Source organism: Actinoplanes sp. NPDC020271, assembly GCF_044388125.1.
Classification (GTDB): domain Bacteria; phylum Actinomycetota; class Actinomycetes; order Mycobacteriales; family Micromonosporaceae; genus Actinoplanes.
In genome coordinates, this window is record NZ_JBIRWQ010000006.1 from 51,105 (window position 1) to 73,718 (window position 22,614).

15 protein-coding genes are annotated in these 22,614 nt (G+C 69.9%); 9 read left to right on the top strand and 6 right to left on the bottom strand.

Going from position 1 to position 22,614, the window contains the following annotated elements; genetic code table 11:
- Window positions 1-75: 75 nt before the first annotated feature.
- Window positions 76-2,034 (bottom strand): ATP-binding protein, encoded by a 1,959-nt coding sequence (locus ACH442_RS15400; protein WP_396338649.1) that lies wholly within the window; start codon window positions 2,032-2,034, stop codon window positions 76-78.
- 134 nt (window positions 2,035-2,168) lie between these two features.
- Between ACH442_RS15400 and ACH442_RS15405 the strand changes: the two genes are divergently transcribed.
- From ACH442_RS15405 to ACH442_RS15415, 3 genes are all read left to right on the top strand, one after another.
- A complete protein-coding gene (locus ACH442_RS15405; RefSeq protein WP_396338650.1) occupies window positions 2,169-4,115 on the top strand; it encodes an endo-1,4-beta-xylanase in 1,947 nt (648 codons plus the stop codon).
- A gap of 152 nt (window positions 4,116-4,267) precedes the next feature.
- On the top strand, window positions 4,268-7,216 hold the full coding sequence (locus ACH442_RS15410; RefSeq protein WP_396338651.1) for a glycosyl hydrolase 115 family protein: 2,949 nt from the start codon (window positions 4,268-4,270) through the stop codon (window positions 7,214-7,216).
- A gap of 2 nt (window positions 7,217-7,218) precedes the next feature.
- The gene (locus ACH442_RS15415) at window positions 7,219-8,466 is read left to right on the top strand and encodes an SGNH/GDSL hydrolase family protein (RefSeq protein ID WP_396338652.1); all 1,248 of its coding nucleotides are present in this window, start codon (window positions 7,219-7,221) and stop codon (window positions 8,464-8,466) included.
- 569 nt (window positions 8,467-9,035) lie between these two features.
- On the opposite strand, the gene ACH442_RS15420 is transcribed toward ACH442_RS15415, so the two are convergent.
- The 3 genes from ACH442_RS15420 to ACH442_RS15430 form a co-directional block, all read right to left on the bottom strand.
- Complete coding sequence (locus ACH442_RS15420) at window positions 9,036-9,233, bottom strand: Flp family type IVb pilin (protein ID WP_396338653.1); 198 nt, start codon at window positions 9,231-9,233, stop codon at window positions 9,036-9,038.
- Between the two features lie 60 nt (window positions 9,234-9,293).
- Window positions 9,294-9,494: a Flp family type IVb pilin gene (locus ACH442_RS15425; RefSeq protein WP_396338654.1), complete on the bottom strand. Its 201-nt coding sequence runs from the start codon at window positions 9,492-9,494 to the stop codon at window positions 9,294-9,296.
- A 182-nt stretch (window positions 9,495-9,676) separates the two neighbouring features.
- Entirely contained in the window at window positions 9,677-10,846 is a 1,170-nt protein-coding gene (locus tag ACH442_RS15430; protein ID WP_396338655.1) for a nitrate/nitrite transporter, read from the bottom strand.
- 87 nt (window positions 10,847-10,933) lie between these two features.
- On the opposite strand from ACH442_RS15430, the gene ACH442_RS15435 reads away from it, so the two are divergent.
- From ACH442_RS15435 to ACH442_RS15460, 6 genes are all read left to right on the top strand, one after another.
- Window positions 10,934-12,898, top strand: coding sequence for a methyl-accepting chemotaxis protein (locus tag ACH442_RS15435; RefSeq protein ID WP_396338656.1), 1,965 nt, complete (start codon window positions 10,934-10,936; stop codon window positions 12,896-12,898).
- Window positions 12,899-13,028: 130 nt separating this feature from the next.
- Entirely contained in the window at window positions 13,029-14,459 is a 1,431-nt protein-coding gene (locus ACH442_RS15440; protein ID WP_396338657.1) for an RICIN domain-containing protein, read from the top strand.
- Complete coding sequence (locus tag ACH442_RS15445; RefSeq protein WP_396338658.1) at window positions 14,456-15,799, top strand: RICIN domain-containing protein; 1,344 nt, start codon at window positions 14,456-14,458, stop codon at window positions 15,797-15,799. The genes ACH442_RS15440 and ACH442_RS15445 overlap by 4 nt, the downstream gene beginning before the upstream one ends.
- Window positions 15,800-16,354: 555 nt before the next feature.
- A complete protein-coding gene (locus tag ACH442_RS15450) occupies window positions 16,355-17,911 on the top strand; it encodes a sigma-70 family RNA polymerase sigma factor (RefSeq protein ID WP_396338659.1) in 1,557 nt (518 codons plus the stop codon).
- A 791-nt stretch (window positions 17,912-18,702) separates the two neighbouring features.
- A complete protein-coding gene (locus tag ACH442_RS15455) occupies window positions 18,703-21,039 on the top strand; it encodes a non-reducing end alpha-L-arabinofuranosidase family hydrolase (RefSeq protein WP_396338660.1) in 2,337 nt (778 codons plus the stop codon).
- A 163-nt stretch (window positions 21,040-21,202) separates the two neighbouring features.
- Window positions 21,203-21,943, top strand: coding sequence for a sulfite exporter TauE/SafE family protein (locus ACH442_RS15460; protein WP_396338661.1), 741 nt, complete (start codon window positions 21,203-21,205; stop codon window positions 21,941-21,943).
- Window positions 21,944-22,007: 64 nt separating this feature from the next.
- Here ACH442_RS15460 and ACH442_RS15465 read toward each other — a convergent pair whose 3' ends face one another.
- Together ACH442_RS15465 and ACH442_RS15470 are read right to left on the bottom strand one after the other, a co-directional pair.
- Complete coding sequence (locus ACH442_RS15465; protein WP_396338662.1) at window positions 22,008-22,340, bottom strand: STAS domain-containing protein; 333 nt, start codon at window positions 22,338-22,340, stop codon at window positions 22,008-22,010.
- 6 nt (window positions 22,341-22,346) lie between these two features.
- Window positions 22,347-22,610 carry an AAA family ATPase gene (locus ACH442_RS15470; RefSeq protein ID WP_396339004.1) on the bottom strand — a complete coding sequence of 88 codons (264 nt, stop codon included), beginning with the start codon at window positions 22,608-22,610 and terminating at the stop codon, window positions 22,347-22,349.
- Window positions 22,611-22,614 lie beyond the last annotated feature (4 nt).

Consider the following 22,614-nt stretch of genomic DNA (forward strand, 5'->3'; position numbering starts at 1 on the left):
GTCGTCGGTGTTGCCTGAGTGTTAACGCTCACATCGAACGAGTCAAGATCCATCGATGGACGGAATGCGAAGTGGTCAGGCGGCCGGGGTGCGGCTGCCGGTGGCGGCCAGCTTGTGCAGCAGGTCGGCGGCGGTGAACGGCTTCTCCAGGAACGCGATGTCGCCGGCCAGCACGTGGGTGGTGCCGAGCAGCCCGTTGCTGTAGCCGGACATGTAGATCACCGGCAGGCCGGGCCGCCGCTCGGTGAGCATCTCGGCCAGGCGCGGGCCGGAGATCTCCGGCATGATCACGTCGGTCAGGAGCACGTCGCAGCCGTGCTGGTCGTAGGCGGCCAGCGCCTCCCGGCCGTTGTTGGCGATGACCGCGCGGTAGCCGTTGTCGGTCAGGATCCGGGTGATGATGCGGGCCAGCGCCACCTCGTCCTCGACGACCAGCACGGTCCGGTCGTCACCGCGGGGCGGGTCGGCCCGGCGCTCCTCCGGAACCACCTCGCCGGCCGAGGCGTCGACCAGCGGCAGGTAGACGCGGAAGGTGGTGCCGACGCCCGGCTCCGAGTAGAGGTTCACGCTGCCGCCGGCCTCGGTGACGATGCCGTACACCGTGGCCAGGCCCAGCCCGGTGCCCTTGCCACGCGGCTTGGTGGTGAAGAACGGTTCGAAGATGCGCTCGGCGACCTCGGGCGGCATGCCCTCGCCGGTGTCGCTGATCTCCAGCCGGGCATAGCGGCCGGCCGGTAGCGGCGGCTGCATGTTGAGCTCGTCGCCGTCCAGGTCGGCCTGGTTCGCCTCGAGGACCAGCGTGCCACCGTCCGGCATCGCGTCGCGGGCGTTGATCGCCAGGTTCAGCAGCACCTGCTGGAGCTGGCCGGGGTCGGCGTGCACGGTCAGCGGCGTCGCCGACGGCACCACGACCAGGTGGATGTGCTCGCCGATGGTCCGTTCCAGCATCGCCTCGATCTCGGCCAGGGCGGTGTTGAGCCCGACGTCACGCGGCTGGATGGCGTCGCCGCGGGTGAACGTGAGCAGCTGCCGGGTGAGGTTGGTGGCCCGCTCGACGGCGGTGCGCACCTGGATCAGGTCGGCCTGCACCCCGGGCCGGTCGGCGGTCTCCTCGATCGCGAAGTCGGTGTAGTTCGCGATGATCGCCAGGATGTTGTTGAAGTCGTGCGCGACCCCGCCGGCCAGGTTGCCCAGGCTCTCCATCCGCTGCGCCTGCTGGGTCCGTTCGGCCACCGCCCGCTGGCGCTCGGCGTGCTCCTTGGCCGCGGTGATGTCCCGGGCGACCGCGGAGATGCCGGTGAGCGCGCCGGCGTGGTTGCGGATCGGCGTCACCGCCACCGAGACGTCGATCGGGGTGCCGTCACGGCGGGTGCGCCGGGCCTCGTATCGGATGCTGCGGGCGCCGTTGCGGAGCCGCTCCAGCGTGGTGGACTGCTCGCCGGCGCCGAGACGGCCGGCCAGCATCGTGGCCGGCCGGCCGAGCGCCTCGGTGGCCCGGTAGCCGAACACCCGCTCGGCGCCGCCGTTCCAGGCGGTGATGATGCCGTCCGGGGTGAGGCCGATGATCGCGTCGTCGCTGTGCTCGACCACGGTGGCCAGGGTCGCCTGCTGCATCTCGGCCACGTCTCGCGCGGCCCGTTCCCGCGCGTCGGCCTCGTCCAGCCGGTGTCGGCTCCACGGGTCGTCGTAGATCGCGCCCTTGCCCAGCAGCACCCCGTACCCGCGGCGCAATGACCAGTAGTAGCAGGCCACGGTGGCGGTGAAGGCGTCCCAGAGGGCCGAGACCCAGAACCAGCCGTCCGTCCCGGCGTGCTCGGTCAGGTGCTTCGGGCCGTGGACGGCCAGCAGCAGCGCGGCGAGTGCGTGCAGTCCGTGCCCGATCGAGCAGCTGAAGAAGATCAGCGCGGTGGCGGTGGCCAGTTTGTTGCTGCGCAGCTGCCCGGCCCGGCTCACGGGCACCACGATGGCGACCGTGATCGCGGCGTAAGCAGCCGCGATCACCAGGTTGGCCAGCAGAAACACCTGGTCCGCCACGATGGTCTGATCGGCCGCGGCCCGGGATCCCTAAGGGCCGGGCAACATATTGGTCACAGCATTGTAATGGGAGCGCTCCCATGTAACGATGACGGTCACTTCCTTCGCTCCCGCATCCCCCGAAGGGAACGCAGATGCGCGCACTCGCGCGGCTGGCTCTCGCGACCGTCGTGGTCGCTGCCCCGCTCGCCGCCGTCGTCGCCGCTCAGGCCGCCGACGACCCCACCCCGGTCACGATTCTGGCCAGTGACTTCGAGGACAACACGGTGCAGGGCTGGACCGGTCGCTCGGCTGAGACTCTTGCTGTCAGCACCACCGTCGCGCACGGCGGCGCGCACAGTCTCGCGGTCACCGGCCGTACCGCCACCTGGAACGGCCCGTCGCTGAACGTGCTGGGTACGTTCGAGAAGGGCACCGCGTACACGATCTCCGCCTGGGTGCGCCTGGCCGACGGCTCGGACAACGCCCGGCTCAGCGTCGAGCGCCGCACGGACGGGACCGCCACCTACGAGACCGTGGTCGGCAACACCGCGGTGACCTCCACCGGCTGGGTCCAGCTGACCGGGCACTACACGCTCTCGGCCGACGTCGACTTCCTCACCGTGTACGTCGAGACGGCCTCCACCACCGCCTCGCTCTACCTCGACGACGTCACCGCGAGTTACGTGCCGGCGCTGCCGGTCCAGACCGGCATCCCCGCGGTCAAGGACGTGGTGACCGAGTTCCCGGTCGGCGCCGCGATCACCGGCGCGGAGATCACCACGCTGCACGGCGACCTGCTCGCCCGGCACTTCAGCTCGATCACGCCCGGCAACGCGCTGAAGTGGGACGCGACCGAGCCGACCGAGAACGCGTTCAGCTACACCCAGGCCGACCCGCTGATCGCGTTCGCCAAGGCGCACGCCATGAAGGTGCGCGGGCACACCCTGGTCTGGCACAACCAGACGCCGGCCTGGGTCTTCCAGGATGCGGCCGGCGCGACGATGACGGCGACCGCGGAGAACAAGGCGCTGCTGCTCGCGCGGCTGGAGAACCACATCCGGAACGTGGCCGCGCACTACGGCGACACGATCGGCACCTGGGACGTGGTCAACGAGGTGATCGACGAGTCGCAGTCCGACGGGATGCGCCGCAGCGACTGGTACACCATCACCGGGCTGGACTACATCCGGACCGCGTTCAAGGTCGCCCGCGAGGTCGCGCCGAGCGCCAAGCTCTGCATCAACGACTACAACACCAACGTGGCGGCCAAGCGCGACGCGCTCTACCGCCTGGTCGTCGAGCTCAAGGGCGAGGGTGTGCCGATCGACTGCGTCGGCCACCAGATGCACGTCAACGTGAGCTGGCCGTCGATCGCGGACACCGAGGCGATGCTGAGGAAGTTCGAGGGCATCGGCGTCGAGCAGCAGATCACCGAGATGGACGTCAGTATCTACACCAGCAGCGGGGAGTCGTTCCCGGCCCCGCCGGCCGATCGGCTGCTGTCCCAGGCCTACCTGTACCGCGACATGTTCGCGCTGTTCCGCAAGTACAGGACGGACCTCACCTCGGTGACACTGTGGGGGCTCGCCGACGACAACACCTGGTTGGACACGTACCCGGTGGCCCGCAAGGATGCTCCGTTGCTCTTCGACACCCGGTTGCAGGCAAAATCGGCGTATTGGGGAGTGGTTGATCCTTCGAAGATCGGCGGCACCTCGTCACCCTCGGCGAGCGCCTCACCGAGCGTGTCACCCAGCGTGTCGGCCTCGGCCGGCGCGGGCGGGTGCGCGGTCACCTATCGCGTCACCGGGAGCTGGGCCGGCGGTTTCCAGGGCGAGGTCACGATCAGCAATTCCGGGACGGCGGTGGTCAGCGGCTGGAAGCTCGGCTGGCAGTTCACCGCCGGCCAGACGGTCGCGCAGCTCTGGAATGGCTCGGTGACCCAGTCGGGCAGCGCGGTGACGGTCACGAACGCGGCCTGGAACGGCACGATCGCGCCCGGCGGCTCGGCCTCGGCCGGGTTCCTCGGCTCGTGGACCGGCAGTAATCCGGCCCCGACCGCCTTCACCGTGAACGGCGCCGCCTGCACGGTCCTCTGAGGGGAACGACGCCGCCCGAAAGTTTCGGACAATACGAGAAGTTGGTCGCCTGTTCACCCGTTGACGTGTATAGATGTGAAGCTATACGTTACCGGCACGCGATCAGCATGTTTCCGAGACTTTCGGAGCGCTTCGTCCACCGGAGGCGTCCCATGCGCCATCTCCTCGCGGGCGCGCTAGCCGCGCTCGTCCTCCTCAACCCCGTCCCCGCCCAAGCCGCGCACGCCGAGCAGAAGGCGACCGGCTACATCTCCACCCAGGCCGGTCCCGGCCGCTTCCCCCTCGTCGCGCGCGGCACCGCCGCGCCCATCGTGACCAGCGCCGGCGACTACCCGGGCGTCCTCCGGGTGGCCGGTGACCTGCGGTCCGACCTCGGTGCCGCCACCGGTGTCTCCCCGGTCGCCGCGCAGGACACCGTCCCCGCCGGCCGCGACCCGATCATCGTCGGGACGATCGGCCGCTCCACCCTCGTCGACCGGATGATCGCCGCCGGCAAGCTCGACACCAGCGGCATCGCCGGCAAGTGGGAGACCTCGATCCAGCAGGTCGTCGACCACCCGCTGCCGGGCGTGCGCCGGGCGTTCGTGATCGCCGGCAGCGACCAGCGCGGCACCATCTACGGCGTCTACGACGTGTCCCGCCTGATCGGCGTCTCGCCCTGGCACTTCTGGGACGACGTGCCGGTCCCGCACGCGGACGCGCTCTACGCCCTGCCCGGGCGGCACAGCCAGGGCACTCCGAAGGTCAAGTACCGCGGGTTCTTCGTCAACGACGAGAACCCGGACACCGGCACCTGGGCGCCGGCGTTCTTCGGGCCCGGCAAGGCCCCCGGTTACCCGGGCGGGCTCAACGCCAACTACTACGCCAAGGTCTTCGAGACGATGCTGCGGCTCAAGGCCAACTACCTGTGGCCGGCCGTCTGGGGCCGCGCGTTCGCCGAGGACGACCCGGCCAACCACGCCACCGCCAGCTACTACGGCGTGGTCATGGGCACCTCGCACGAGGCGCCGATGATGCGCGGCATCGAGGAGTGGAACCGCCACCCCGCCGGCACCGGTGAGTGGAGTTACCGCCGCAACCCGGACGCGATCAAGGACTACTGGCGGGCCGGCATCGAGCGGATGCGCGACCAGAACATCGAGGGCGTGGTCACGCTCGGCATGCGGGGAAACGGCGACGTGAGCCTGCCCGACGGCGACGGCATCGACCTGATGGACTCGATCATCTCGTCGCAGCGCCAGATCCTCGCCGAGGAAGGCATGCTCGGCGCGCCCCAGGTGCAGACCCTCTACAAGGAGGTGCAGCGTTACTGGGACCAGGGTTACCGGCCGCCGGACGACGTGACCGTGGTCTTCTGCGACGACAACTGGGGCAACATGCGCAAGCTGCCCGACCCGTCGCTCCCGCCCCGCAGCGGCGGCTACGGGATGTACTACCACTTCGACTACGTCGGCGACGGGCGCAACTACAAGTGGGCCGACACCGCGAACCTGGTCAACACGTGGGAGCAGCTTCACCGTGCGTACGCCTCAGGGGTTGATCGTCTCTGGGTCGCGAACGTGGGCGACCTCAAGAACGAGGAGGAGCCCACGCAGTTCTTCCTGGACTATGCGTGGAATCCGGATGCGATCCCGCTGAACGGCATCGCCGCCTGGGAACGCGGTTACGCCGCGCAAAGCTTCGGCACGTCACTCTCCGCTCCGATCGGGGAGATCCTTTCCCGGTACGGCGTCCTGCAGTCCCGCCGCAAGCCGGAACTGCTCAACCGTCGCATCACCGTGGACCCGGCCAAGGACCCGCGGACCGACCCGAGCGCGGTGATCTACGACGACCAGGGGAATCCGTTCAGTCTCACCGACTACGCCGAGATGGATCGCGTGGTCGCCGAGTGGCAGGCGCTCGCCGAGCAGGCCACCCGGGTGCGCGCCCGCGTGCCCGAGGCCTGGCAGGACGTGTACTTCCAACTGGTGTATTACCAGGTGAAGGCGACCGCGAACCTGTACGAGCTGCGACGGGCCGAATTCACCAACATCCTGTACGCCGCGCAGGGCCGCGCCGCGACCAACGCCCTGGCCGACGAGGCCGAGGCGCGGTTCGCCGAGGACCAGGCGCTGAACGCGCACTACAACACCGCGCTGGCCGGCGGGAAGTGGAAGGACTGGCAGCTCCAGCCCAAGATCGGGTACGGCAACGTGGCCCGTTACGGCCCCAACGCCCCATGGCAGCAGCCGGAACTGAACAACGTGGCCCTGCCGGACGAGATCTATCCCTACCTCAAGCGGATCGAGGTGCCCGCGGAGGCGGCGCTCGGGGTCGCGCTCGACGGCGGCGACGCCACCACGCTGCCCGAGTTCAGCCCGTGGCAGGCGCAGTCCCGGCAGTACGTCGACGTCTACAACAAGGGGACGACGCCGTTCACCTACCGGATCACGGCCGGGCAGCCGTGGGTCCACGTCAGCTCCGCCACCGGCACGGTGCATCAGCAGGTACGGGCCTACATCTCGGTCGACTGGAAGCGAGCGCCGGCCGGGGTCACGTCCGTACCGCTGAAGATCGAAGGCGCGGGAAGCGCCGTGCTGGTCCGCGCGCCGATCCGCAACCCCGGGATCAGGCCGCGGGGGTTCGCCGAGGCCAACGGGTACGTGTCGATCCCGGCGACCGGATTCGACCGCCGCTCGGGGAGCTGGCAGGTGCTGCCCGGCATCGGCAAGACCGGCGACGGGGTGACGACTTCCTCGGCGGCCGCTCAGCTCTCCTACCGGGTCACCCTGACCACGACCGGGCCGGTGAAGATCTCCGCGCTGCTCATGCCCCGCAACGGGTCGCTGCGCTACTCGATCGCGGTCGACGGCGCGACCCCGCAGGTCGTCGACGCGGTCGCGGCCACCGGCGCCAACGACACCACGATGAACCGGCAGTGGGCGCGCAACACCTCGGACAACGTCAACGTCACCACGACCACGCACGAGATCGCCGCGGCCGGCACACACACCCTCACGTTCCGGGCGCTCGACTCCGCGGTGATCCTGCAACGGCTGATCGTCGACACCGGCGGGGTCAAGTACAGCTATCTCGGCCCACCGACCAGCCGGAGGTTCTGATCATGAAACGACGCGATCTCCTGGCCGGATCGGCCGGCGCCGCGGCGACCGGCCTCATCCCGGCCGCCGCCCACGCCAACCCGGCCGCGCGCCCCGCCTGGGTGCACACCTGGACGGCGATGCCGCAGCTCACCGAACCGAACAACCTGCCGCCGGCGCCGTTCACCGGGACCGACACGGTGCTGGCCGACACCACGCTGCGGCAGACCCTGCACACCTCGATCGGAGGCCGGCAACTGCGGGTCCGGTTCTCCAACGCGTTCGGCACCACCGACCTGCCGATCACCGCGGCCGCGGTGGCGGTACCCCTCGACGGCCGGGCCGGAGCCGCCGCCGTGGCAGCCGGCACGTCCCGGGCGCTGACCTTCGGCGGGCAGCCGTCGGTCGTCGTCCCGGCCGGGGCGCAGATCGTCTCCGACCCGGTGCCGATCACCGTCGTGGCACGGTCGAACCTGACCGTTTCCGCCTACCTCGCCGACGGGCAGGCCGGCGTGAACCTGACCGGGCACCCCGGCTCCCGGACCACGTCCTGGCTCGTCAACGGCGACCAGGTGGAGAAACCCGACCTGTCCGGGGCGACGCCCGTCGACCACTGGTACCTGATCAGCGGCCTCGAAGTCACCGCCACCTCCGCCGCCGGCGTCGTCATCATCGGCGACTCGCTCACCGACGGCCGTGGATCCACCACCAACGGCAACGACCGCTGGCCCGACCAACTCGCCGCGCGGCTCGGCGACCCCCGGCTCGCCGTACTCAACCAGGCCGCCGGCGGCAACCGGGTCCTGCACGACGGACTCGGGCCCAACGTCCTCGCCCGCTTCGACCGGGACGTACTCGGCGTCAGCGGGGCGGCCTGGGTGCTGATCTTCGAAGGCGTCAACGACATCGGCACCGCGCCCGCCACCGAAGACGCCCAACGCCAGGTGATCACGGCGCTGACCGGGGCGTACCGGCAGATCGTGGCCCGCGCCCACGCCCAGGACCTGCGGGTCTACGGGGCGACGATCACCCCGTTCGGCGGGAACACCGGCTACGACGACCCGGGCGGTCTGCGCGAACGGGCCCGGGTGACGGTCAACGGGGTGATCCGGGGCGGGCTCTTCGACGCGTACGTCGACTTCGCGGCGGCGGTGGCCGACCCGGCGGCACCGTCCCGCCTCGACCCGGCCTACGACGTGGGCGACCACCTGCACCTGAACCCGGCGGGATACGCGGCCCTGGCCGCCGCTGTCCCCCGCCGCCTCTTCTGACCCGACAGCCCCCGACAGCCCCGGAGGCCCCCGGACGGTCGCCGATGGCCGCCGACGGCCCCCATGACAGCCCGCGGTTCCGGCCGCGGGCTGTCTGTCGTGGTCGCTCGTGGACAGACCGCGCGCGAGGTGAGCGGTGGCTACGCGGCTCGCTTTCCCGGCCGGGTCTCACCTTTGTCGTTCGTCCCTCATAACCACGGTGAGACCCAGCCGGGACCTGGCGTCGCCTCGCGACCGGGACCACCGCCCACCTCGCGCGGCGGCAAGACCCGGGCTGCGCTGCGCGATGTGGGGCGGGCGGTGCGGGCGGCGTTGTGCGATGTGGGGCGGGCGGTGCGGGCGGCGTTGTGCGATGTGGGGCGGGCGGTGCGGGCGGCGTTGTGCGATGTGGGGCGGGCGGGCCGGGCGGCGTTGTGCGATGCGGGGCGGGCGGGCCGGGCGGCGTTGTGCGATGTGGGGCGGGCTGCGCTGCGCGATGTGGGGCAGGCGGGGGCGAGGCCGGCTGCTGCCGCACAGGGGGAGAGGCAACGGCGGAAGGGGGTACGGCCATCGGCCGTACCCCCTTTGGTTCACGGAATGCTGATCTTCGCGGTCAGCGACGTGAAGACCGAAGCGATCTGGTTGCCGAACCCGGTGACCGCGAGGATGCAGATGCCGGCGATCAGGGCCGCCAGCAGCGAGTACTCGACGGCGGTGGCGCCCCGGTCGTCGTCGGGCAGCAGGTGACGGGCGCGGAGGTAGGCCGCGATCATGGCGAGCTGGTCCACTGGCGCATCCTTGGGTGGTGTCGCCGCCGCGGTCCGATGTCCGGGCCGCCGCGCGGGGGGTCAGGGAATGACGAGCTTGCCGGTCAGGGTCGTGAAGATCGACGCCACCTGCTTGCCGAACGCGGTCACGGCGACGATGCAGATGCCGGCGATCAGGGCCGCCAGCAGCGAGTACTCGACGGCGGTGGCGCCTTCGTCGTCCCGCTCCCGCGAGAGGAACTGAGCCTGCACGTAGGCCACGATCATGGTCAGCTTGTCCATGGCGTGTCTCTCCTGTCATGGGCGAGCCGCCGGTCGGCGGCTGGTGGCACCTATGTCTTCGTCCGGCGGATCGGGGGGTGAAGGCGTAGGCCGGTGCGGAACGGTTGTGACGCGTTGCGAATCCGGGCGCCCGGATCGGTGCCGGGAGCCCCGGTGGGCCGAGCGGTTGCCGGCGGCCCGCGCTACGCCGGCAGGGCCACCCGTGGCCGGGCCAGGAACGCCGCCACCAGCGCGATCAGGCACAGCACCGAGAGGCTGAGGAACCCGGCCCGGAACGAACCGGTCGCGTCCTTGATCGCGCCGAGCGCGTAGACGAACGCGAAGCTGCCCAGGTTCGCGCAGAAGTTGCCGAAGCCGCTGAGCAGCCCGGCCCGCCCGGATCCGAGCACCGCGATCGGCAGCGCGAACAGTGGTCCGAAGTAGACCTGCACGACTACCGAGATCATCGCGACCACGACCAGCACGGCCAGCATCCCGGGCACGTAGGTGAGCAGCGCCAGCCCGGCCGCGAGGGTGGCCAGCGAACCGCCGATCACCAGCAGCGGGCGGCCGATCCGGTCGGAGAGGTACCCACCGAGGTAGTTCGCCGGTGCGGTCAGCGCGGCCCCGAGCGCGGCGACCAGGCCGGCCGAGGTCAGCGACTGTCCGCGGTCCACGACCAGCCACGTGGGCAGCCAGAACGTGAACCCCTGGGCCACCGCCAGCCGCGCGAACTGGATCACTCCGGTCAGCCGGACGATCCGGTGCCGCAGCAGTGGGGGCAGGTCGCCGAGGCGGACCGGGTTGTCGCTGGGCGGTTTCGGGACGGGCGGTCCGGCGGCGCGGCGGTAGAGCAGCAGCGTGCCCAGCCCGGCCACCGCGAACAGCCCGAACAGCAGGCGCCAGCCGAGATGCCCGACCAGCAGCGGCCCGACCGAGCTGAGCAGGATGTTCGACGAGAAACCGCCGGCGACGTAGAGCCCCATCGCGGTCGCGCGCCGGTCACTCGGGAACTCGGCGCTGATCAGCAGCAGGCCCGGCGCGAAGACGAGCGCCCGGAAAAACCCCGATACAGCTTGGTTCACAAGCATGATTTGGTACGACGTGAGCACCGCGAACAGAGCGGCCAGCACATTCGTTCCGAGCAGGCCCACGACGAACAGTGTTCGCGGCGAGAACCGGTCGGCCAGGAATCCGGACGGCACCTGCATCAGCGCGTACACCAGATTGCCGGCCGCGGCGAGCGTGCCGGCCTGCGTGAAGGTCAGCCCGAGGTCGGAGCGGATCAGCGGCAGGAACAGCGCGATCCCGCCGAAGATGAGCGCCTGGGTGCTCTGGCAGACGACGAGCAGGGTGACGATCGCGCGGCGCACCGAGCGATGATCGCACGCCCTCAGTGAATGGGCATCCGGGCCGAAGAGGGAGGTGTCGACCATGTTCCGCCGGCCGAGGGGGCAACGGTGCGCCTGCCGCGTCTGACCATCAAACTGCGCCTGATCATCTGTGTGGTGCTGCTGACCGGGCTGTCGTTGTCTCTGGTGGCGTTCTACATCACGCGTCACAACCTGAGTGAGGCCCGTCGCAGCGGATTGGCGTATGCCCAGGAGACGGCCGCCCGGAGCGCCGCTGAGGCGCAGGAACGGCTCTCCGCCGGTATCCGCACCGCACGGGACATGGCCCGGGCGATGCCGGCCGTGGTCGCGGCCGGCGGCGGGCGGAAGATCGCGAACGCCGAGCTGCGGTCGGTGCTGGAGGGCCACGAGGACTACCTGGCGGTCTGGACGGCGTGGGAGCCGAACGCGTTCGACGGCCAGGACCGGCGTTACCGCAACGCGGGCGCGACCGAGGACGCGACCGGGCGGTTCGTGCCGTACTGGTTTCGTGACGGGACCACGATCACGTCGAGCCCGCTGACCGATTACGACAAAGAAGGGGCCGGCGACTACTACCTGATCGCGCGCAACAGCGGCAAGGAGAAGATCGTCGAGCCGTACCACTATCAGGTCGGTGGCAAGGACGTGCTGATGACGTCGATGGTCGCGCCGGTGATCCGGAACGGCGCGACGGTCGGGGTGGCCGGCATCGACATGCAGCTGGACGGGCTGGCCCCGATCGTCGATGCGATCAAGCCGTTCGGGACCGGGTCGGCGCTGCTGGTCAGCACCGGCGGCCTGCTGGTGGCCGGCGGCGACAGCGCGAACGCCGGCAAGGCCGTCGACTCCGGTGTCGCCGAGCTGGCCGCGAAGGCCGCCGCTTCCGCCTCGGCCGCGCAGCGGGTGCTGACCGGTGACGGCGAGCGGGTGCAGATCGCCGTGCCGGTGACGCTCGGCGCGGCCGACACCTGGTCGCTGGTCGTCACCGTCCCGACCGCGACGATCCTCGCCGGCGCCGTCTCGGCCCAGCACACCAGCATGTGGATCACGCTGGCCGCGGTGCTGGTCGCCGCCGCGATCGCGTTCCTGCTGGCCCGCTCGCTGGTCCGCCCGATCGAGCGCCTGCGGGACCGGATGGCGCAGATCGCCGACGGCGAGGGCGACCTGACCCAGCGGGCCGACGTGGCCCGCGACGACGAGGCCGGCGAGCTGGCGCAGGCGTTCAACCGGTTCGTGGAGAAGGTGGCGGCCACGGTGCGCGGCATCGCCGGCTCGGCCGACGAGGTCCGGGCCGCGGCCGAGCGGCTCAACGAGACCACGATCCGGCTCGGGGCGGACGCGGACCAGGTCTCCGGCAAGTCCGGTACCGCCTCGGAGGCCACCCAGACCGTCAACTACGGCGTGCAGTCGGTGGCGGCCGGCGCCGAGCAGATGAACGCCGCGATCGGGGAGATCGCGAGCAGCGCCGCGCAGGCCGCCCAGGTCGCCAGCGACGCCCGGACCGTCGCGGAGAGCACCAACAGTCAGGTGTCCGAGCTGGGCGTGGCGACCGAGGAGATCGGCGACGTGGTGCGGCTGATCACGCAGATCGCCGAGCAGACCAACCTGCTGGCGCTGAACGCGACCATCGAGGCGGCTCGGGCCGGGGAGCTGGGTAAGGGCTTCGCGGTCGTCGCCGGTGAGGTCAAGGAACTGGCGCAGCAGACCGCTCAGGCCACCGAGCAGATCACCGACCGGATCACCGCGATCCAGGCGATCAGTGGCTCGGCGGCGTCGTCGATCGCCGAGATCAGCCAGGTGATCGCGACGATCGGCGACTACACCACGCAGATCGCCGCGGCGGTCGAGGAGCAGACCGCGACCACGCAGGAGATGAGCCGGGGTGTCTCGGACGCGGCCGGCAGCACGGAACGGGTGTCCGAGGCGATCTCCGAGGTGGCCGACGTGGCCGAGAAGGCGTCGGCGAACGCGCGGGACGCCCGGTCGGCGGTGGCCGACCTGTCCCGGCTGGCCGGGGACATGACCGCTCTGGTCAACACGTTCCGCTACTGAGGAGTTCAGGAACGTTTACGTTAACATTGCCGCTCCTCGATGCGCTACAGCCGCCTGACCGGCCATTCGCCATCTTCACGGGTTGGGCGCGGGCATGGCTTCGATGTGTCGGAGACGTTACGAATGTGTCATGCGAGCAAGAATCCCCACCGCGCTGTGCGCGGTCCTGCTGGCGACACTCTTCGCCGTCCCCACCTGCCCCGCGGCGGCCGCCACCAACGGCTTCCGGGGCGTCAACTGGGCTGATCAACGGGACAACTTCGTCGACGACACCCTCGTCCTGGGCGGGCTGAGCACCAGCGACAGCTACGCCACGACCCAGGCCAAGGCGAACGCGATCCTGACCGGCTTCGTGAACAACCTAGGCGCCAACACCGTGCGGATGCCGGTCAACTACGCGACGGTCGCCGGGTCGTACTGGGCGTCCTACACCGGCGCCATCGACATGGCCACCGCCAAGGGGCTGAAGGTGATCCTCAGTTACTGGGAGGGCGCCAGTTCCCGGGACGGGCTGGTCGACAACGCCACCCAGTACTGGTCGCTGTGGCAGACCATCGTCACCAAGTACTCGTCGAACGCCAACGTCTACTTCGAACCGTTCAACGAGCCGTACGGCTACAGCGACGCCGACTGGAAGAACCTCGCCGCCCAGTGGCTCACCACCTACCCCGGCGTCCCGAAGGGCCGGGTGATCATCAGTGGGGCCGGCTACAACCAGCGGCTCACCACGATCGCCACGGACACGCGCTTCGACGGCACGCTCATCTCGCGGCACATCTACCAGTTCTTCGACTCCGCACGGCACACCGAGGACTCGTGGCGTGAGTCTCTGCGGACCAGCGTGGGCTCGTACGCCAATCGGGTCTTGATCACCGAATTCGGGGCGACGATGACCGACGGGCGCAACTACGACTCGCCCTCGACGACCAACGACTTCGTGGCGTTCATCCGCGGCGTGGCCGCCGAGGCGCGGGCCGAAGGGCTGGGCACGGTCTACTGGCCGGGGGTGCGGATCGCCGACCCCTACCGGCTGCAGGAGATCAGCGGCAGTGGCACCGCGCTGACGCTGACCACCACCAACAACTCCGGGCGTGACCAGCTGCGCTACTCGTGGGGGCTCGACGTCAGCGGGAACACGCTGCTCACCCACTACCGTGTCACCAACCGCAACAGCGGCAGGGTGATGGACGTGGTCGGCTCCTCGATCGCCGACAGCGCCGAGGTCAAGCAGTACACCTCGAACGGCGGCGCGAACCAGAAGTGGTCCTTCGAGGACCTCGGCAACGGATACCTGCGAGTGGTCAACCAGTACAGCGGCAAATGCCTGAACGTGGCGTCGGCCTCGACCGCCGACGGGGCGAACGTCATCCAGTACACCTGCGGGAGCGGGACCAACGAGCAGTGGTCGTGGGTCGCGTCCGGGAGCTACTACACGCTGGTGGCGCGGCACAGCGGCAAGTGCCTCGACGTGGTCGCGTCCGGCACCGCCGACGGCGTCGACATCAGCCAGTACACCTGCAACGGCGGCACCAACCAGCAGTGGACGAGGACGGCGGCATGAAAGCGCTGATGGCACTCCTGCTCCTGCTGACGTCGGTCACGATCACCAACGGGACACAGTTCGGCGGCGTGCACGCGCACGGCGGCGGGGTGATCAAGGTCGGCTCGTACTACTACTGGTTCGGCGAGAACCGCAACGCCGACGACACGTTCTCGGCGGTCAGCGTCTACCGCTCGACCGACCTGCAGAACTGGGAGTTCCGCAACAACGTGCTGACCCGCTCGTCGGCGTCCGAGCTGGCCTCGGCCAAGATCGAACGGCCCAAGGTGGTCTACAACGCGTCGACCGGCAAGTACGTGATGTGGATGCACAAGGAGAACGGGTCGGACTACGCCGAGGCGCGCGCCGCCGTGGCGGTTTCCGACACGGTGGACGGCACTTACACGTACCAGGGAAGCTTTCGGCCTTTCGGTTCTTACATGTCGCGGGACATCACCCTCTACCAGGAGGGGACGGCCGCATACATGATCTCCGCGGCCGACGAGAACAAGGATCTGATGATCTACCGGCTGACCGGGGACCACCTGAACGTGGAGTCGGTCGTCGGCAACTTCTGGAACGACGCGTCGCGGGAGGCGCCGGCGCTGTTCAAGCGCGGGAGCACATACTTCATGCTCACCTCGGGGACCTCCGGGTGGAACCCCAACCAGTCGAAATACGCGACCGCGCCGAGCATCTCCGGGCCGTGGACCGGCTGGACGAACGTGGGGGATGCGACGACGTTCAACTCGCAACCGGCGTACGTCCTGCAGCTGGGCAGCAGTTACCTGTACATGGGTGACCGCTGGGCCGGGGCGTGGGGCGCGCCGGTCAACAACTCCGAGTACGTGTGGCTGCCGATCACCTTCCCGTCGAGCACCACGATGTCACTGACCTGGTCGCCGACGATCACCGTGGACGCGGCGGCCGGGACGATCAGTGGCAGCGCCGTCCCGTACTACCGGGTGACGAACCGCAGCTCGGCGAAGGTGCTGGATGTGTGGAACGCGTCGAGCGCCGACAACGCCGAGGTGCGCACGTACGCGGCGAACAGCGGCACCAACCAGCAGTGGGACTTCCGCACCACCGGCGGCGGTTACGTCCACGTCATCAACCGCAACAGCGGCAAGTGCCTGGACGTGGCGTCGGCCTCGACCGCGGACGGCGCCAACATCATCCAGTACACCTGTGGCGCCGGGTCGAACCAGCAGTGGTCGTGGGTGGCGAACGGCAGCTACTACCAGTTGAAGGCGCGGCACTCCGGCAAGTGCCTGGCCCTGGCCGCCGACGCGATCGACCTCCAGCAGACCACCTGCTCGTCCACCGCCACCGACCAGCAGTGGTCCCGTACCGCCGCCTGACAACGGGAGACGTCCGAGCGTGGTCCGGCGGTTCTGCCGCCGGGCCACCGGGTGGACCGGCGGTCAGGCGGTATCTCGTCCGGGGCGGGCGCTTGCGGAGCGATGACGTCGTCGGTGGTCACCGGGCCGCCGGGAAACATGGCGAGGAAGCCCAGGGAGCCGAGCCCGGCATCCGGTGCCTGCGGTGCCGCGCTCCCGTCCCGGACCCAGGCGGCGCCGGCCCGGCCCACGCTCGTACTCCCGATGTCGATCGCGGTCTGTTGCCTCTGTTGTCGAGGGGAATCGTGATCTGCCGGCAGAGAAGGTCTCCGGCGGCGACCCATCGACCCTGACGCAGGCCGCTCGCACGGCGCTCACGTGCCGCTGGCACGGGAGCCGGCGCAGGGCCTCGCCGGCGGCATGGCCGCCCGTCGAATTGTGATAAAACCGGCAAGGCGCCGGCATCCCATGACTACCTGTCCCGGGGGCGGCTAATCTTGCCGCCCCCGGCACGGCGCGGTCGTGACACCTGAACGACCTGCTATGCACTGAAAGCAACCCTGAGGTGGCTCAGCGATGGAGGCGACGAAGCGAGGCGAGGCCGCCGGCAGCGCGGTTGCTTTGGTCACCGCGGCGCAGGGCGGTGACCGCCAGGCACTCGACGAGCTGGTGGCGACGCATCTGCCGCTGGTCTACACGATCGTCGGGCGAGCGTTGAGTGGCCACGCGGATGTGGACGACGTGGTGCAGGAGACCATGTTGCGGGCGGTCCGGGACCTGCCGGCTCTCCGGGCGCCGGCAAGTTTCCGTGCGTGGCTGACGTCCATCGCCGTACGGCGGGTGGTGGAGCATCGGCAGTGGCGGCGCACGCGTTCCGAGCGGACCGTCGTGCTGGACGAGGCACTCGAGGTGCCGGATCCGGAGCCCGCGGTCGAGGACACCTCGATCCTGCGCATCGACGTGTCGGGCCAGCGCCGGGAGGTCGCGGAGGCCACGGCGTGGCTGGATCCCGATGATCGGCTGCTGCTGTCGCTGTGGTGGCAGGAGACAGCCGGGCGGATGGAACGCGCCGAGGTCGCGGTGGCCGTCGGCCTCAGCGCCGCCCACGTCACCGTGCGGATCCAGCGCATGCGCGAACAGCTCGAGGTGGCTCGCGCCCTGGTCACGGCTTTGGCCGCGCAACCGCGGTGCCCCGGTCTGGCCGAGGTGGCCGGCAAGTGGGACGGCAAACCCGCTTCCGTCTGGCGTAAGCGCTTCGCCCGGCACGTCAGGGGCTGCCCGGCCTGCAGCCGCACCGGCCAGGCCCGGATCCCGGCCGAGCGCCTGCTTGCCGGTTCGGCTCTGCTCGTGGTTCCGTCGGGTCTCGCGAAGGCCCTGGCGGCCACGACGGCCGGAGCGGTCAACCCGGTGGCGGTCCCCGCGGCCTCGTGGGGCGGCAAGGTGGTTCTCGCCAAGTTGTTCGGTGGGCATCCCGTGATCGCCGCGGTCGCCGTCACCGCTGTTGCCGCGGTCGCCGTTCCTGTCGTCCTTCATCAGAACGGCGGTACGGCGCCGGAGCCGACGACCGCGCCCGCACCTCCGGCGATCGCCGCACCGGCTACGAGTCCGGTGCCGCCGGGACGGCCATCGGCCACGCCGGCGTCGCCGTCACACACGTCGGCCGGTCCGGTGGGTGTCCTCACGCCGGGACGGCGGCTGTCGCTGGAGTCGGAGCTCGGCGGCTTCCTCACCGCCGGGGAGGGCGCCGGCTTCACCACCGCCGACGAGGTCAAGCTGGTTGCCGTCGGTGCCGGCAGCAGTGCCGAGGTCCGGCGGCGCGCCACCTTCGTCGCGGTCGCCGGGCTGGCCGACGGCAGCTGCTACTCCTTCCGCACGGTGGATGGCCGTTATCTGCGTCACTGGAACCTGCACACCTACACCCACCGGCTGGAGGACACGGAGATCTTCCGGCAGGACGCGACGTTCTGCCCGCGCCCGGGATCGGCGGCCGGCGCGGTGATGCTGGAGGCGCACAACTACGACAACCAGTTCCTGACCTGGACCGACGGGCATCTCCTGCTGCGCTACAACGCCAACACCGCGACCTTCCGCACCGAGAGCTCCGTGCGGGTCCGGGATCCCTGGGCGCGCTGAGCCGGTCGTCGAAGTTTTTTCGGCTGTGGTCTCGAGTTTTTGTTATCCGGGTCGTGGCGCCACGGCCTATGTCTGGTGAGCACCCTCGCGGTGACCACGACGACAGCCTGGAGCCGTTCCCATGACCGACCTTCGACCCGCGACGAGCGCGTGCCCTCGCTCCGAGACCCGCCGGCCCGGCCCGGGACGGTGATCGCCGCGGAAATCGTCGCGGCACTGGCGGTGAGGTTGCCGGCGCGATCGACGGCGAAAAGATCCCGGAGCCGACTTCGGTGCGTTCATTAATTGCGCTGGTGTCGTCAATATAAGGGTGGCGTTGATGGACGATATCTAGAGGTTCTCCCGTTTGCCGGAGCGTGTCGACGCGTCCGGCTCCGCTTCATTGATGCAACCGATGTCGGGTCCTTCGAGCGGCGGCACCAAGGTCGGGCCTTGACCCGTTTCTGCGGTGCTGAGCTGCGGTTTCACCGCATCTCAATACGGAAAACCTTATTTCCTGTTAAAGAATTGTCGACCGATGGTGATCCGGGGCTGCACGCTTCGTGTTTTGTCGGGAAAAGTTTTCTCTGCGGTTGATATCCGCGGATTGCACTGGCATTCTTCCCAAGGCGTCATGGGAGGGCTCCCATGGTGTTGGTAAAGCGCGCGTCGCACGGTACGTGGGTCCTTCGGCCATGCAATTGAGCCGGCCCGCGCCGAGTGCCGACCGCTATCACTGAAAACCAGCTCTCCGCGGCCAGGATGCCTGCACGGCATTCCTGGAGTGGACGGCTATCGTCGAAAGGCAAGGTATGACAGCGTCGGAACGTGCGCCCGCACACCGCTACCCCACTCGCCGGCGGACCGCGGTGATCGTGGCCGGGATCGCCGGGCTGGTCGCTGCCGGCCTGGGCGTTGTCTACACCCAGACCGCCGATGCGGCGACCTCGCTGGGCGCCTCCGCGAGCCAGAGCGGCCGCTACTTCGGCACGGCGATCGCGGCCTCCAAGCTCGGTGACTCGACGTACACCACCATTCTGAAGACCGAGTTCACCGCGGTGACGCCGGAGAACGAGATGAAGTGGGACGCCACCGAACCGTCCCAGGGCTCGTTCACCTTCGGCAACGGCGACAAGATCCTCAACCAGGGCAGCGCTCAGGGAGCCAAGATCCGCGGCCACGCCCTGCTCTGGCACAGCCAGCAACCGAAGTGGGCGCAGGCGTTGTCCGGCACCGCGCTGCGTGCGGCGGCGATCAACCACGTCACCCAGGTCGCGACCCACTACAAGGGCAAGATCTACGCCTGGGACGTGGTGAACGAGGCGTTCGCCGACGGCGGCAGCGGCGCCCGGCGTGACTCCAACCTGCAGCGCACCGGCAACGACTGGATCGAGGCCGCGTTCAAGGCAGCCCGCGCCGCCGACCCGAACGCCAAGCTCTGCTACAACGACTACAACACCGACGGGGTCAACGCGAAGTCGACCGGCGTCTACAACATGGTCAAGGACTTCAAGGCCCGCGGCGTGCCGATCGACTGCGTCGGCTTCCAGTCCCACCTGGGAACGACGGTTCCGGCCGACTACCAGGCCAACCTGCAACGCTTCGCCGACCTCGGTGTCGACGTGCAGATCACCGAGCTGGACGTCGCGCAGGGCGGCAACCAGGCCGGCATCTACGCGAGCGTGACCCGCGCCTGCCTGGCCGTGTCCCGGTGCACCGGCATCACGGTGTGGGGCATCCGCGACAGCGACTCGTGGCGCAGCGGGGAGAACCCGCTGCTGTTCGACAGCTCCGGCAGCAAGAAGGCGGCGTACACGTCGGTGCTCAACGCCCTCAACGCCGGTGGCACCAAGCCGACGACGTCCGCGACGACCACGCCCGCCACCGCCACGCCCGGCGGCGGCACCGCGTGCACCGCGACGCTGACGGCCGGTGAGGTCTGGGGAGACCGGTACAACTCCACCATCACCGTCAGCGGGACGAGCACCTGGACCGTCGTCGTCGCGATGACCTCGCCGCAGAAGGTCTCCACGGTCTGGAACGGCACCGCGACGTACAGCGGCGGAAGCGGCGACGTCATGACGGTGAAGCCGAACGGCAAGGGCAACAGCTTCGGCTTCACCACCATGAACAACGGCAACAGCACCGCCCGGCCCAAGATCACCTCCTGTGTCGCCGGTAGTGGCGGCACCGCCCCGGCGACCGCGGCGCCGACCACGGTGCCGGCTTCGACGTCGAGTTCGTGCGCCCTGCCGTCGAAGTACCGCTGGTCGTCGACCGGCGCGCTGGCCACCCCGAAGTCGGGCTGGGTGTCGCTGAAGGACTTCACGGTCGTGCCCTACAACGGCAAGCACCTGGTCTACGCCACCACGCACGACACCGGCTCGACCTGGGGCTCGATGAACTTCACCCCGTTCACCGACTGGTCCGACATGGCGTCGGCGAGCCAGAACGGGATGAGCTCCGGTGCCGTTGCGCCGACGCTGTTCTACTTCGCACCGAAGAAGATCTGGGTGCTCACCTACCAGTGGGGCGGCAGCGCGTTCTCCTACCGCACCTCCAGTGACCCGACCAACGCCAACGGCTGGTCCGCGGCGCAGCCGCTGTTCACCGGGAGCATCTCCGGGTCGGGCACCGGGCCGATCGACCAGACGATCATCGGTGACGGCACGAACATGTACCTGTTCTTCGCCGGTGACAACGGCAAGATCTACCGGGCGAGCATGCCGATCGGGAACTTCCCCGGCAGCTTCGGCTCGTCCTACACCACGATCATGAGCGACACCACGAACAACCTGTTCGAGGCGCCGCAGGTCTACAAGGTGCAGGGCCAGAACCAGTACCTGATGATCGTCGAGGCGGTCGGGGCCAACGGGCGCTACTTCCGGTCGTTCACCGCGACCAGCCTCAACGGGTCGTGGACGCCGCAGGCGGCGACCGAGAGCAACCCGTTCGCGGGCAAGGCCAACAGCGGCGCGACCTGGACCAACGACATCAGCCACGGTGAGCTGATCCGCGCCACCGCCGACCAGACGATGACCGTCGACCCGTGCAACCTGCAGCTGCTCTACCAGGGCCGCTCGCCGAGCTCCGGCGGCGACTACGGGCTGCTGCCGTACCGCCCGGCCGTACTCACCCTGCAGCGCTAGAGAGGCCGTTGCCGAGGACTCGCATTCTCGCGGCCGGGCGTGCCACACACGCCCGGCCGTGAGGCGGTCGCTCACCGGGATGAACCCGGCCCGGTGCAGCTTCGCCGGGACAGCCGGGTGGGCGGCCGGTGATCTTGCGGCGGGGACCGTAGGGTCGGTAAGCGTGGATCTTGGAACGGCGGGGCTGTTGCTGCTCGGCGGTGTCGGCTCCGGGCTGACCGGGACGATCGCCGGGCTCGCGTCGCTCGTGAGCTATCCGGTGCTGCTCGCGGCCGGCATCCCGCCGGTCGCCGCCAGCATGACGAACACCGTCGCGCTGCTGGCGGCGCCGGTCGGAACGGTCGGCGGCGCCCGGCACGAGCTGCGCGGGCAGGGTGCGCGGATCGCCCGGGCCGGCGTGATCTGCGCGGTCGGCGGGATCACCGGGGGAGTGCTGCTCAAGAGCACGCCGTCCGACGCGTTCGAGGTGATCGTGCCGTTCCTGATCATCCTCGGGGCGCTGGCGCTGCTGTTCCGCGAAGGGCTGCGGGACTGGTACACCCGGCCCGGATGGCGGCCGCCGCTCGCCGTCGCGATCTTCCTGATCGGGATCTACGGCGGCTACTTCGGTGCGGCGGCCGGGGTGCTGCTCCTCGCGGCCATGGCGGTCGCCGCGGTCGAGTCGTTCGCGGTGACCAACGCGGTGAAGACCGTCGTGCTGGGCGCCGCGAATCTGTCCGCCGCGATCCTGTACGCGCTGACCGGCCCGGTTCACTGGGCGGCCGCGGCCCTCCTCGGCGCCGGCTGCCTGATCGGCAGCTGGATCGGCCCGGCCGTGGTCCGCCGCAGCCCGGAGCGCCCGCTGCGGATCGCGATCGCCGTCGCCGCCGTGGGACTGGCCGTCTATCTCTGGTGGACGGTGTAGTCGCGCGACCCCCAGGTTCCGTCCCGCGGATCACGCGGGGCTGCGACGGGGCCGCGGCGGGGCGTCAGATCGGGTCGAGGCCGAAGACCTCGGCCAGCCCGGTGACCTCGATGGCCTGACGGACCGGGGCGGACGGCCGGGTCAGCACCATCGTGAGCCCGGCCGCGGCGGCACTGTTACGGACGCCGACGAGCGCGCCCATCGCGTACGAATCGATGAAGGTCACCTCGGCCAGGTCGAGCGACAGGCTGCGGCAGGGCGACCCGGCGACGGCTTTCTCCAGGTCGTCGCGCAACTCGTCGGCGACGTCCACGTCCAGTTCCGGGGCGAGCAGGGTCGCCTCCAGCGTGGTGCCGTCGGCGCTGGTCCGGTAGGAGACGATGGCATCAGTGGTCATGCCGACTCACGCTACCCACCGGACGCCACCCCTACGCATGTTGATGAACGCGCCCGGGTCCACGAACACGTAGGGCCGCCCGGTCTCGCCCGCCACCGCCTGGGCCATCAGCGTCTTGCCGGCCCCGGGCGGGCCCCGGAGCGGGGTGCCGCCCGGCCCCTCGATCGCCTCGGGCCGTTCCGGGTAGACGATGTTCTCCTTGACCCGTTCGAGGACGTGGCCCTGCCCCCGGACGTCGGTGAGGCGGTAGATTCTCGATCGGCCGGACAGGGCC